Annotated in this window: 13 protein-coding genes and 2 riboswitches; all 13 genes read left to right on the forward strand. The window is 45.2% G+C overall.

The genetic code is table 11. The features are described 5' to 3' along the window. Window positions 1–145: 145 nt before the first annotated feature. Window positions 146–1,108: a MoxR family ATPase gene (locus tag MHI44_RS15045; RefSeq protein WP_339202305.1), complete on the forward strand. Its 963-nt coding sequence runs from the start codon at window positions 146–148 to the stop codon at window positions 1,106–1,108. Next, window positions 1,108–2,304, forward strand: a complete 1,197-nt coding sequence (locus MHI44_RS15050) for a DUF58 domain-containing protein (RefSeq protein ID WP_264099510.1) — start codon at window positions 1,108–1,110, stop codon at window positions 2,302–2,304. Before MHI44_RS15045 ends, MHI44_RS15050 begins: the two co-directional genes overlap by 1 nt. A 21-nt stretch (window positions 2,305–2,325) precedes the next feature. After that, entirely contained in the window at window positions 2,326–4,533 is a 2,208-nt protein-coding gene (locus tag MHI44_RS15055) for a DUF4129 domain-containing transglutaminase family protein (RefSeq protein ID WP_339202308.1), read from the forward strand. A 12-nt stretch (window positions 4,534–4,545) separates the two neighbouring features. After that, on the forward strand, window positions 4,546–4,686 hold the full coding sequence (locus MHI44_RS15060; RefSeq protein ID WP_009968829.1) for a hypothetical protein: 141 nt from the start codon (window positions 4,546–4,548) through the stop codon (window positions 4,684–4,686). A gap of 9 nt (window positions 4,687–4,695) precedes the next feature. Beyond that, window positions 4,696–6,237: a glutamine-hydrolyzing GMP synthase gene (guaA, locus tag MHI44_RS15065; RefSeq protein WP_003244399.1), complete on the forward strand. Its 1,542-nt coding sequence runs from the start codon at window positions 4,696–4,698 to the stop codon at window positions 6,235–6,237. Window positions 6,238–6,380: 143 nt separating this feature from the next. Then, a riboswitch (purine riboswitch) is annotated at window positions 6,381–6,482 on the forward strand. Window positions 6,483–6,617: 135 nt separating this feature from the next. Next, the gene (gene pbuG / locus MHI44_RS15070; RefSeq protein WP_021481311.1) at window positions 6,618–7,940 is read left to right on the forward strand and encodes a hypoxanthine/guanine permease PbuG; all 1,323 of its coding nucleotides are present in this window, start codon (window positions 6,618–6,620) and stop codon (window positions 7,938–7,940) included. A 210-nt stretch (window positions 7,941–8,150) separates the two neighbouring features. Further along, window positions 8,151–8,954: a hypothetical protein gene (locus MHI44_RS15075; protein WP_144459068.1), complete on the forward strand. Its 804-nt coding sequence runs from the start codon at window positions 8,151–8,153 to the stop codon at window positions 8,952–8,954. A 158-nt stretch (window positions 8,955–9,112) separates the two neighbouring features. Then, window positions 9,113–9,280 (forward strand): Fur-regulated basic protein FbpA, encoded by a 168-nt coding sequence (locus MHI44_RS15080; protein WP_003244066.1) that lies wholly within the window; start codon window positions 9,113–9,115, stop codon window positions 9,278–9,280. Between the two features lie 213 nt (window positions 9,281–9,493). Beyond that, window positions 9,494–10,048, forward strand: a complete 555-nt coding sequence (locus MHI44_RS15085) for a DUF5698 domain-containing protein (RefSeq protein WP_015482896.1) — start codon at window positions 9,494–9,496, stop codon at window positions 10,046–10,048. Then, the gene (locus MHI44_RS15090) at window positions 10,048–10,245 is read left to right on the forward strand and encodes an NETI motif-containing protein (RefSeq protein WP_003219403.1); all 198 of its coding nucleotides are present in this window, start codon (window positions 10,048–10,050) and stop codon (window positions 10,243–10,245) included. Before MHI44_RS15085 ends, MHI44_RS15090 begins: the two co-directional genes overlap by 1 nt. Before the next feature lie 79 nt (window positions 10,246–10,324). Further along, window positions 10,325–10,426, forward strand: a riboswitch (purine riboswitch). A 141-nt stretch (window positions 10,427–10,567) separates the two neighbouring features. Then, window positions 10,568–11,056, forward strand: a complete 489-nt coding sequence (gene purE, locus MHI44_RS15095; RefSeq protein WP_003244134.1) for a 5-(carboxyamino)imidazole ribonucleotide mutase — start codon at window positions 10,568–10,570, stop codon at window positions 11,054–11,056. Further along, entirely contained in the window at window positions 11,049–12,191 is a 1,143-nt protein-coding gene (gene purK / locus MHI44_RS15100) for a 5-(carboxyamino)imidazole ribonucleotide synthase (RefSeq protein WP_221777168.1), read from the forward strand. The genes purE and purK overlap by 8 nt, the downstream gene beginning before the upstream one ends. Beyond that, window positions 12,188–13,483, forward strand: coding sequence for an adenylosuccinate lyase (gene purB / locus MHI44_RS15105; protein ID WP_003233955.1), 1,296 nt, complete (start codon window positions 12,188–12,190; stop codon window positions 13,481–13,483). Before purK ends, purB begins: the two co-directional genes overlap by 4 nt. The last annotated feature ends 46 nt before the right edge of the window (window positions 13,484–13,529 follow it).

Below are 13,529 nucleotides of genomic sequence, written 5' to 3' on the forward strand. Positions count from 1 at the left end.
CTTCCTGCCACAGGAAGCTTTTTTTTGTGTTTTGGCCAGCTTTATTGGAAACAATTTGCTTGAATCGTTTTTTTATACAGATTGCTTTTTGTGGTAAAGTTAGGTTACATTATGATGAATTTTGTAGATGACTAGGAGGAAAAGAATGGCATATCAAGAAGACCTGCATCCTTTGCTGGGGAAAGCAGTTGAACATATTAATAGAGTAATGGTTGGAAAACGAGACATCGCCATACTCAGCTTAGCAGCCCTTCTTGCCAAAGGGCATGTGCTGCTTGAGGATGTACCCGGAGTCGGAAAAACGATGATGGTCCGCGCGCTGGCAAAGTCAATCGGCGCCGATTTCAAAAGAATCCAATTCACTCCGGATTTGCTGCCATCTGATGTAACAGGGGTATCTATCTATAATGCGAAAACGATGGAATTTGAATATCGTCCTGGCCCGATTATGGGAAATATCGTGCTGGCCGATGAAATCAACCGTACCTCTCCGAAGACACAGTCGGCTTTGCTCGAAGCGATGGAAGAGGGGAGCGTCACGGTAGATGGCCATACGATGCAGCTTGCCGCTCCTTTTTTTGTGATGGCAACGCAAAACCCGGTCGAATATGAAGGGACCTATCCTTTGCCGGAAGCTCAGCTTGACCGTTTTTTATTCAAACTTCGGATGGGTTATCCGTCCTTTAATGAAGAGCTTGACGTCTTATCTCTTCAGGAAAAAAGCCATCCGATTGAGACGCTTGAGCCGGTTATTGCAAAAGAAGACTTCATCTGTTTACAGAGGGAAGTGCAAAATGTCCGTGCTGATGACAGCATTAAGGAATATATCGTTGAAATTGTGCAGAAAACGAGACAGCATCCTTCTGTTCAATTAGGCGTCAGTCCGCGCGGCTCAATCGCCCTCATGAAAGCGGCACAGGCATACGCGCTGCTGCATCATCGCGACTATGTCATACCGGATGATATTCAATATTTAGCTCCTTTCACGCTGCCGCACCGGATGATGCTTCATTCTGAGGCAAAATTTGAAGGGAGTCAGGCAGAAGCGATCGTAAGGGAGATCATGTCAGCTGTGAAGGTGCCGGTTCAAAGGTCGTCGGTCCGCTGATGAATAAGAAATGGCAATGGCTCGTATATGGTTGGAAGCTGATTATATTAATTTTATTGACGGCTGCTGTTTTTTCTTATGCGATGTTTCAGGGCGGCTTTGTCAGCTGGTTTTTGTTTTACGCGTTTCTCCCTTTTGTCTTGTATGCCGGGCTGCTGGCCTTGTATCCGCTCCGTTCTTTTCAGGCTTCAAGGCAAATGGATAGAACACAATTACATGCGGGGGACAGGCTGGGCGTAACGGTTACGCTGAGAAGAAAGCTGCCATTTCCCCTGATGTATATGGTGATTGAAGATTGCCTGCCAGAAGGTATCGAGTCATTAAATCGAGACGGAGCCGCGGCCAAACGGCTCGTTTTTCCTTGGTTTAAACGGAGCATGACGATGTCGTATGAATTAGCTCGGGTACCGCGCGGAGAGCATCACTTTCATTCTGTCAGGGTGCGAACCGGGGATGTTCTTGGCTTGATTGAAAAAACAGCATTTTTTGAGCTGGATGATACCTTGTTTGTTTATCCATTCTATCAGCGTTTTTCCTATCAGGTGAATGAGAGGCATCAGGAAGACGGTGTAAGCGGTTCTTCTCCTATTCATCAGCACCATTCCTCAGTCGCAGCAAGTGTGCGGAATTATCAGCCGGGAGACCGGTTTGCTGCGTTAGATTGGAAGACCTCTGCACGGCGGAGCCAGCTGATGACGAAGGAATTTGAGCCTTCTCGCAGCAAAAATCTGTTTCTGCTGATGGACCGTTTTTCCTCAGACGCATTCGAAGAGGTCGTTTCAGTGACAGCTTCGATTCTTCATTCTGTTTTAAAAAACGGCGCGGGTGCTGGTCTGGCTTCCATCGGGAAGGAAAAAAACATTTTCCCTATTCAGGAAGGGGATCAGCATTTTAAGCACATGCTTCGGCATTTAGCCATCGCTCATTGTGATGCGGCAGACCCGATAAGCCGATATGCACGGGAAGAGCTGGGAAAGCCATCTGTTCGCCAGGCTGATCAAGTTGTTGTCACGGGACAGTTAACGGAAGATATGCTGCACCTCGCAGAAATAGGAGGCGGCCGGGTTACGGTGATACTGGCAAAAGAGAAAGATGCTGAGCTCTCTCAAGCTGAAAATGTCATGATTGAACGCATGATGAAACGCCAAATCAGAGTTCGGGTCATGAGGGGCGGGCGAGTTTCGCGTGTTGTTTAGAAAGAGAGGTGACTGGTTCACATGCCGCACGATGATCACAAGGGGAGCCGTTTGAGCTTGCTGTTATTTTATTTTCTGGCTTTTTTATTGCTGTGGGAGTGGCTCAGGCCGCTTGACAGTTTTACTGAAACGAAACATACAGGCTTTTTTAGTGTCTTTATCGGCTTGACGTTTCTGCTGACTTTTTTCAGGATGAGGTGGTTTGTCACCGTTCCTTTTTGTGTCTTATTTACATTGATCTCGATACACATCCTGTTTTATCAAGGATCTATATTCGACTTGAGCTGGGTCAGCTCTTTTTTGCAGGATGTCTATCTGAATATCACGCTGATTCAATCTGGGCAATGGAATGACATGATTCCTTCTTTTCGGACCCTGCTGTTTTTTGTGCTGCTGTGGCTGCTGGTCTATCTCCTGCATTATTGGGTGATTTACCAGAGAAGAATTTTGTTTTTCTTTTTGATGACAGTAGCGTATATTACGATTCTTGATACCTTTACGCCATATGATGCCACTTTTGCCGTCATCCGTATCGTGCTGATCGGCTTCTTTATGCTGGGCCTTTTATACTTGGAGCGCATTAAGCTGATGGAAAGAATCACACTGCCAAAAACATCTGTCCTGAAATGGTTTCTTCCTTTATCTGTATTGGTTTTGGCTGCAACGGGATTCGGACTCGCCGCTCCAAAATCAGAGCCGGCTTGGCCTGATCCGGTGCCTTTTCTTAAAAAAATCACTCATCAAGACCGCGTGTCTGCAGGGGAAAGCAAAATCGGATACGGGAATCATGATGAATCACTCGGCGGCCCGTTCCAGCAGGATGCTACACCTGTTTTTACATGGCAGGGAAAAGAGCGTACGTATTTCCGTGTGGAAACGAAGGACACGTATACCGGAAAAGGCTGGATTGAAACAGACACAGGCATGTCGTATCAGCTTAGCAATGGAAAAGTTGAAAATCTGTGGTTTGACCATAAGGTTGCGACAGAGCGCCGCACCGTCCGTGTAAAAGTCGATAAGCACTACGGGTATAACCATTTGATGTATCCGATTGGTGCGGAAACCATTCAGCCAAAGCAGGCTGTCTCACTTGAAATGAACGGCAACACGGAGCAAATTTCTCCGATCAGTGAACAAGCCGGTGAAATCAGAAATATGGGGAATTATACTGTAACGTACAATTCCCCGGTCTATAAGCTGGATGAACTGAGAAAGGTAAAAGTGAGAAAAAACAGTGAGGAGTACACATTCAGCGATCGCTACATGCAGCTTCCAGATTCACTGCCAGAGCGGGTGAGAACCCTTGCGATCAAACTGACTCAGGATCACGACAATATGTTTGATAAGGTGAAAGCGGTTGAGGACTATTTAGGGTCAAATGCGTTTACCTATGAAACAGAAAACGTGACCATTCCGAAGAATGATGAGGATTATGTCGATCAATTTCTCTTTGAAACGAAAATGGGTTATTGTGATAACTTTTCTTCCGCCATGGTGGTGCTCTTGCGCTCGGCCGGCATTCCGGCCCGCTGGGTAAAGGGTTATACGTCCGGCGAATACAAAGAAGCAGGGAACAAAAATGGCAGCATTTACGAAGTGACAAATAACAATGCCCATTCCTGGGTAGAGGTGTATTTCCCGGAACAGGGCTGGGTTACATTTGAGCCGACTAAAGGGTTTACAAATCCGGCTGAATTTACTTCTTCTGACACAAAGGACTCCGGCAGCGATAACAGCAGCTCGCCGAAGAAAGCAAAACAGAAAGAAGAGAAAAAACAGCCGCAAAAAGAGGAAAAACAAAAGGAAAAGCGGGAGCCAGCTGTTTCTAAAAAGCCGTCCGCTTCGCATACCAATGCCGGTGCGGGCTTGTATGCAGCGCTTGCGGTTCTTGCAGTCCTCCTGGTGGCAGCTGTATTGCTGTATGTTTTCCGCTCGTTATGGATTCCTGTTTTCGCCGTGAGGAAATTGAAGCGGCGCAGCGATCAGCACGCGTTTTTTGAGGCATATGGCGCGCTGCTGAAACAACTGAAGAGAAAAGGGCTGCCGAAACGAGACAGTGAAACACTGCGTGATTATGCAAAACGAATCGATGAAAAATACGACATAGAAGACATGTCAAAGCTGACATTAAGCTATGAAAGGGCGCTTTACAGAAATGAAGATTCTTCGGCGCTATGGAATGATTCGAGAGAGTTATGGGAAAATTTAATTAAAAGAAGATGGTCTTGACCACTTATCGACGTGTTGTTAGAATTAGTGAATATTATCGGAGTCTGGGAGCGAGTTGGCCTGACTCCGGCAAACGGCCTTGCCAAAGAGGGCGGAGCGAGCTTCATATCTGTCCTCGTTTTTTTCTGTGTCAAAAAACTTAGAGGAGATTAGGTGACAACCATGACAAAGTTAGTGAATGAAATGATTCTTGTCCTTGATTTCGGCAGTCAGTATAACCAGCTGATTACACGCCGTATCCGTGAATTCGGTGTATACAGCGAGCTGCATCCACATACATTGACGGCTGAAGAAATTAAAAAAATGAATCCAAAAGGAATTATTTTATCCGGCGGTCCAAACAGTGTGTATGATGAAAACTCTTTCCGCTGTGACGAGAAAATCTTCGAGCTTGATATTCCTGTTTTGGGAATTTGCTACGGCATGCAGCTGATGACTCATTACCTTGGCGGTAAAGTTGAAGCGGCAAGCCAGCGTGAATACGGAAAAGCAAACATCCGCATCGAAGGCACACCTGATTTGTTCAGAGATCTTCCGAATGAACAAGTGGTTTGGATGAGCCACGGCGATTTGGTTGTAGAAGTTCCTGAAGGCTTCACTGTTGACGCGACAAGCCATCACTGCCCGAACTCAGCAATGAGCAAAGCGGACAAAAAATGGTATGGCGTTCAGTTCCACCCGGAAGTGCGCCACTCTGAATACGGCAATGATCTTCTGAAAAACTTTGTATTCGGTGTTTGCGAATGCGAAGGCGAATGGTCAATGGAGAACTTTATCGAAATCGAAATGCAAAAAATCCGTGAAACGGTCGGAGACAAACAGGTTCTTTGCGCGCTAAGCGGCGGCGTTGATTCCTCTGTTGTTGCTGTTTTGATTCATAAAGCGATCGGCGACCAGCTGACTTGTATCTTTGTAGACCATGGTCTTCTCCGTAAAGGCGAAGCTGAGGGTGTTATGAAAACATTCAGCGAAGGCTTTAACATGAATGTGATTAAAGTAGACGCAAAAGATCGATTCTTAAACAAACTAAAAGGCGTTTCTGATCCTGAGCAAAAACGCAAAATCATCGGTAATGAATTCATTTACGTGTTTGATGATGAAGCGGACAAGCTCAAAGGCATCGACTACCTTGCACAAGGTACGCTTTACACAGATATCATCGAGAGCGGTACAGCAACGGCGCAAACGATCAAATCTCACCACAATGTCGGCGGACTTCCTGAAGACATGCAGTTTGAGCTGATCGAGCCGTTAAATACGCTCTTCAAAGACGAAGTGCGCGCGCTTGGCACAGAGCTCGGCATTCCGGATGAAATCGTATGGCGTCAGCCATTCCCAGGACCGGGACTCGGAATCCGTGTTCTTGGCGAAGTAACAGAAGAAAAACTTGAAATCGTTCGTGAATCAGATGCAATCTTGCGTGAAGAAATTGCAAATCACGGCTTAGAGCGTGATATCTGGCAATACTTCACTGTTCTTCCTGACATCCGCAGCGTTGGTGTTATGGGTGACGCAAGAACATATGATTACACAATCGGAATCCGTGCCGTTACATCAATAGACGGCATGACATCAGACTGGGCACGTATCCCGTGGGATGTGCTTGAAGTCATTTCGACACGTATCGTAAACGAAGTGAAGCACATTAACCGCGTGGTGTACGATATTACAAGTAAGCCGCCTGCGACGATTGAGTGGGAATAAGAATCAATTAATGGAAACCATCTTTTTGGCAATTTTGCCGGGAAGATGGTTTTATTTGTTTATTACGAACAAAATCCGATTTTGTGCGACTATTGTTCGCTTTTTGTATTGTTTTTTCAAAATGAACTTGGTACAATAGACACAGAAATCAAATAAGATGAATTCGTATAATCGCGGGAATATGGCTCGCAAGTCTCTACCAAGCTACCGTAAATGGCTTGACTACGTAAACATTTCTTTCGTTTGATATAAATAAAACACGTTTATTTATTCAAACTGAAATCCGTCTGTAGTCAAGCGTCCCAAAATGTATTGGGACGTTTTTTATTTGGCGTTTTCAGGACAGAATAAATAGCAAAGAGTGAAGGGAGTCAAATAGCTTGAAAACGTTTTTTCAGTTTGATGAGCTGGGCACCAGCTATCGCAATGAAATCATTGGCGGATTAACGACTTTTTTATCTATGGCATATATTCTGTTCGTCAATCCGATTACGCTTGCTTTGGAGAGCGTGAAAGATTTTCCGGAGGCGCTGAGAATTGACCAGGGTGCGGTCTTTACGGCGACAGCGCTGGCGTCTGCAGCAGGCTGTATCTTAATGGGATTAATAGCGAGATATCCGATTGCCATCGCGCCGGGTATGGGGCTGAACGCGTTTTTTGCGTTTTCTGTTGTCCTTGGTATGGGTATTTCATGGCAGGCAGCTTTGTCTGGTGTTTTTATTTCAGGTCTTATTTTCGTTGCTCTTTCTTTAACAGGTTTTCGTGAAAAAATCATCAACGCCATTCCGCCTGAGCTGAAATTGGCAGTCGGTGCGGGGATCGGCCTGTTTATTACATTCGTTGGTTTGCAAGGCTCAGGAATCATTACTGCAAATCCTTCTACGCTCGTCACGATCGGAAACATTCACAGCGGCCCTGTGCTGTTAACGATTTTCGGTGTGATTGTCACGGTTATTTTAATGGTGCTTCGCGTGAACGCAGGCGTGTTTATCGGGATGCTGTTAACAGCGGTTGCCGGCATGATTTTCGGTTTGGTTCCGGTTCCGACTCAAATTGTCGGCAGTGTGCCGAGCCTTGCGCCGACTTTCGGACAAGCGTGGATTCACCTCCCGGATATTTTCTCCGTACAAATGCTGATCGTTATTTTAACATTCTTATTTGTCGGATTTTTTGATACAGCTGGTACACTTGTTGCTGTGGCGACACAAGCTGGTTTAATGAAGGAAAACAAATTGCCGCGTGCAGGCCGTGCGCTTTTAGCTGATTCATCTTCTATTGTGATCGGTGCCGTGCTTGGTACGTCTACAACAACTTCTTACGTGGAATCAAGCTCAGGTGTCGCTGCGGGTGCCCGTTCAGGATTTGCCGCAATTGTAACAGGGATTCTCTTTTTACTGGCTACGTTTTTCTCTCCGCTCCTATCAGTCGTTACGTCAAATGTAACAGCGCCGGCGCTTATTATCGTTGGTGCATTGATGGTGGCGCCGCTTGGCAAAATCGCTTGGGATAAGTTCGAAGTGGCCGTTCCTGCTTTCCTTACCATGATCATGATGCCGTTAACGTACAGCATCGCGACTGGTATTGCCATCGGATTTATTTTCTATCCGATTACGATGGTGTGCAAAGGAAAAGCAAAAGAGGTTCATCCAATCATGTACGGGCTGTTTGTCGTATTTATCCTGTACTTTATCTTCTTAAAATAAGGAATGAAAAACCAGCTGCACCGGCAGCTGGTTTTTTTGTTGCAAAAGATAAAACCATTTCATACGATATACCGTCATGTAGATGTGCCGCCTTGCTTTACTTAAATGGAAATGACTTGACTGTTCAGGAAGGCTTCGGTACCTTATATAAGTGTTTTATTTTCTTGCTGAATGGTATTCCGCCGTATTTTTTTGATAGGAGTTGCTGACATGACGGAAGAAAGAAAAGAAACGTTTGAAGAAGAAATTAACCAGAGTGAAAGAATAGATGCAGATGAAGAACCGCTATCGAGAATGTCCAGAAAGGCGAGCCGGCAAAGCAAGCAGAAGCAAAAACAAAAGCAGAAACCGCGCCAGGAACGCGGTGAATCAACTGTTAAAGACAAGCTTGCGTCTGTTTGGGCAGCCATCAACAGATATTGCGGTTTTGCGTTCTCGATTTTAAAATCTCCGGCGAAAACTGTCGTAACGGATGGTTTTTCTCATTATAAGTACGGTCTGATTTCAATGCTTATATTCAGTATCATTTTTTCAATTGGGAATTGGTTTCAGTTAAAGGCAAGCTGGAATCGGCCGCTCGGTTTCGGAGAACGCCATCATGCTTTCTATGACGGGTTTTTAGTTGTTCTTGTGTATTTGCTGATCTTTTTCGCGGTAATGGTCTTTGCTATATGGGCTGTCTCCCGCTATATGATGAAGCAGAAGGTGACGTTCAGAGAAGCGGCTGCCGTATTGGGTTCATTGCTTGTACCCGTAATTGCTGTTTCAATCCTTTGGCTGATCTTTGCGATTGTAAATATCCCAATGCTGACAGTACTGTTTACGGTGCTGATCTTGTTTTCCATCTTTTTTATCATCGCGCTGTATGTACAGCGTGTGTACCAGGCGGCAGAAGATGCACCGATTGATTATATCTATTGTGTATTGGCTGTGGTTGCGATAGCGCTGCTGTTTACGGCAGTGACTTGGCCATTTATTTCTGAATATTTCACGGCATCGCTGATTCCGCTTTAATGAAAAAACCGGCTCAAAGCAGCCGGTTTTTTTATGTCACACTTTTTACAAATATATCTAAAAAACATAGTTGATTTGTAGGATTAACCCGTGTATGATGGGGAAAATGCTGAAAACGTCCAGCGCAAAAACCTTTATGTTTAAGGAGGATGATGGACATGGCTGATGTGCTTCGCCGAGCAATTAACCAAAAGAAGCAATTTTTAAAAACCAAATTACTGCTCTCGGAATTTTATCAAGGAAGAGGGGAACAGCTTGCGGACTACACGCTGAGTGAGCTTGAGAAAGAATACAAGTCCCTTCAGAAAATGAAAAAAGAGATCTGACAATAGATATAAAGAGGTGAGTCTGCTGAAAAGCGGGCTTTTTTGTTTTGATTTTGAAAAGGCGAGAAAGAGGGTAAACTACTACTGTTCAACTCATAAAAGCATGTCGAAATATTTTGCTTAAGCTTACGGGCGAAGCTGATTGTAAACGGCTCATTTCTCTAGTAGAATATGAATGCTTTGTGCAAGCTGAAGAGTAGGGGGATGAATAAAATGATGCAAACCATCTTATCAAATGGGATAGCCATGGTTCTCATAATTCTCATTATTAATATTGTCTATGTGTCATTTTTTACGATAAGAATGATTTTAACGCTGAAAGGACAGCGTTATTTAGCGGCCGGCATCAGTACGATTGAAATACTGGTTTATGTGACAGGACTGAGTCTGGTGCTCGATAACTTAGACCAGATTCAAAATGTGATCGCGTACGCGCTCGGTTACGGTCTTGGCGTAATTGTCGGCATGAAAATAGAAGAAAAATTGGCGCTTGGCTATATTATGGTCAATGTGATTACGAAGGAGCTCGATCTTGATCTTCCGAAGCAGCTCCGTGAAAAAGGCTACGGCGTGACAAACTGGGTGGCAGGCGGGCTTGAAGGCGACCGCACAGCCCTTCAGATCCTGACGCCGAGAAAATATGAACTCCAGCTATATGATACGATTAAAACACTTGATTCAAAAGCCTTTATTATTGCGTACGAACCAAAAACAATCCACGGCGGCTTCTGGGTCAAAGCGGTGAAGAAGAGGAGAATTAAAGAATAATGGCAAAGCCGAAGAAGAAAAAGTTTGAAGTGACAGAGCAGCAAACGATTGATGCGGTGCTTCAGCAAATGAAAGAAGAAGGATATCTGCCTGTAAGGCGAATGGAAGAGCCTATTTTTATGGAAAAAAAGGAAAATGGGTCAATTCAGATCGTTCCGTGCGGGAAAAAAATCGTATTTGAAGGGAAATTGATCTAAAACACGAACATTAGTAGAATGAATTTTTGTATCGTTCGATAATATCGTTGACATTATCCATGTCCGTTGTTAAGATAAACATGAAATCAAAACACGACCTCATATAATCTTGGGAATATGGCCCATAAGTTTCTACCCGGCAACCGTAAATTGCCGGACTATGCAGGAAAGTGATCGATAAAACTGACATGGATATATCGCAGAAGCGAACGACTGACGATACATGTACCATGCCCGGTTTGTATTGCTTCCTCATAAGTGCAATGCAGAGCGGGTATTTTTTATTTTCTGAAAACAAAAGCATTAGAAGGTGGGGAACAGAATGCAGCCGCTAGTAGGAATCATCATGGGAAGCACTTCCGATTGGGAGACAATGAAACACGCATGCGACATACTTGACGAACTCAATGTTCCGTACGAAAAAAAGGTCGTTTCCGCTCACCGGACGCCTGATTTCATGTTTGAATATGCTGAAACTGCTAGAGAAAGAGGCATCAAGGTGATTATTGCCGGTGCCGGAGGAGCAGCGCATCTGCCAGGGATGACGGCTGCGAAAACAACACTGCCAGTCATTGGAGTTCCGGTTCAGTCCAAGGCGCTGAACGGAATGGATTCACTTCTTTCCATCGTCCAAATGCCTGGAGGCGTGCCTGTTGCGACAACATCCATCGGCAAAGCGGGTGCTGTGAACGCAGGCCTGTTAGCGGCGCAAATTTTGTCAGCATTTGACGAAGACCTTGCCCGTAAGCTGGATGAGAGAAGAGAAAATACAAAACAGACAGTGTTAGAAAGCAGTGATCAGCTTGTCTAAACAAATCATCTATCCGGGAGCTGTAATCGGCATTATCGGCGGCGGCCAGCTTGGGAAAATGATGGCTGTGTCCGCCAAACAAATGGGGTATAAAGTCGCGGTCGTTGATCCGGTGAAAGATTCGCCGTGCGGGCAGGTTGCGGATGTCGAAATTACCGCTCATTATAATGACCGTGAAGCGATTCGAAAATTGGCTGAAATCAGCGATATCATCACATATGAGTTTGAAAACATCGACTATGATGCGCTGCATTGGCTAAAAGATCATGCGTATCTCCCGCAAGGAAGTGAGCTGCTGCTCATTACCCAAAACCGTGAAACAGAGAAAAAAGCAATTCAATCCGCGGGCTGTGAAGTCGCACCGTACAGCATCGTCAAAACAAAGAATGAACTGAAACAGGCGGTACAGGAGCTCAGGCTTCCGGCAGTTCTGAAGACATGTCGCGGCGGGTACGACGGCAAAGGTCAATTTGTGATAAAAGAAGAGGCGCAAATGGAGCAGGCAGCCGCTCTGTTAGAACACGGAACTTGCATTCTTGAAAGCTGGGTTTCTTTTAAAATGGAACTGTCGGTGATCGTCGTCAGATCGGTAAACGGTGAAATTTCAACATTTCCGACAGCTGAAAACATTCACCACAACAATATTCTTTTCCAAAGCATCGTGCCCGCACGGGTAGAGAAAGGGATTCAGCAGAAGGCTGCTGATCTCGCAGTTAAGCTTGCAGATGAGCTTAACCTTGTCGGACCGCTTGCTGTTGAGATGTTCCTGACAGAGGACGGAGAGCTTTTGGTCAATGAACTGGCGCCAAGACCGCACAATTCTGGGCATTATACGCTGGACCTTTGTGAGACGAGCCAGTTTGAGCAGCATATCAGAGCGGTATGCGGGCTTCCGCTTGGGAAGACAGATTTGCTGAAGCCGGGCATGATGGTGAATCTTCTCGGCGATGAAGTGAAGCTTGTTGAGGAAGACCCGGAGCTTTTAAAAGAGGCAAAGCTATATATATACGGAAAACATAAAATCAAAAAAGGCCGCAAAATGGGGCATATTACATTTATGAAGCAGCCTGAAGACGAATGGATTCAGGAGATCACAAATAAATGGATGAATAGAGACGGAGGACAAGCAGAATGATCGAACGTTATTCAAGACCTGAAATGTCCGCGATTTGGACGGATGAAAACAGATTTCAAGCATGGCTGGAGGTAGAGATTCTTGCCTGTGAAGCGTGGGCGGAGCTTGGCGTCATTCCGAAAGAAGATGTAAAGGTTATGCGTGAGAACGCGTCATTTGACATCAACCGCATTTTAGAAATTGAAAAGGACACGCGCCATGACGTTGTCGCTTTTACACGCGCCGTTTCCGAATCACTGGGCGAAGAAAGAAAGTGGGTGCACTACGGATTAACGTCAACTGACGTTGTTGATACGGCTCTTTCCTACTTATTAAAACAGGCAAACGATATTTTGCTCAAGGATCTTGAGAGATTTGTTGACATTATAAAAGAAAAAGCGAAAGAACATAAATACACAGTCATGATGGGGCGCACGCACGGCGTACACGCTGAGCCTACAACTTTCGGCTTAAAACTTGCGCTTTGGCATGAAGAAATGAAACGTAATCTTGAGCGCTTTAAACAAGCGAAAGCAGGCATTGAGGTTGGAAAGATTTCCGGCGCTGTCGGCACATATGCGAACATTGATCCATTTGTTGAGCAATATGTCTGTGAGAAGCTCGGATTGAAAGCAGCACCAATTTCCACTCAAACCCTTCAGCGTGACCGCCATGCTGACTATATGGCAACACTTGCTTTGATCGCGACAAGCATTGAGAAATTCGCTGTGGAAATCCGCGGTTTGCAAAAGAGTGAAACACGTGAAGTTGAGGAATTTTTCGCGAAAGGGCAAAAGGGTTCATCTGCAATGCCGCATAAACGAAATCCGATTGGCTCTGAAAACATGACAGGCATGGCGCGCGTGATCCGCGGCTACATGATGACAGCTTACGAAAATGTTCCATTATGGCATGAGCGCGATATTTCTCATTCTTCAGCAGAACGGATTATTCTTCCGGATGCGACAATTGCGCTGAACTACATGCTGAACCGCTTCTCCAACATCGTGAAGAATTTAACGGTCTTCCCGGAAAACATGAAGCGCAACATGGACCGCACTCTCGGCCTTATCTATTCTCAGCGTGTGCTGCTTGCTTTGATTGACACAGGCCTTACACGTGAAGAAGCCTATGATACAGTTCAGCCGAAAGCAATGGAAGCGTGGGAAAAACAAGTGCCGTTCCGCGAGCTTGTGGAAGCGGAAGAGAAAATCACGTCACGCCTTTCTCCGGAAAAAATTGCTGACTGCTTTGATTACAATTACCATCTGAAAAATGTTGATCTGATCTTTGAACGTTTAGGTTTAGCATAGAAGAAGCTTTTAGCGGCTTCTTCTAAGCCGCCGCAGTTTGAAAATT

The organism is Bacillus sp. FSL K6-1366 (assembly GCF_037976695.1).
Taxonomy (GTDB): Bacteria; Bacillota; Bacilli; order Bacillales; family Bacillaceae; genus Bacillus; species Bacillus subtilis.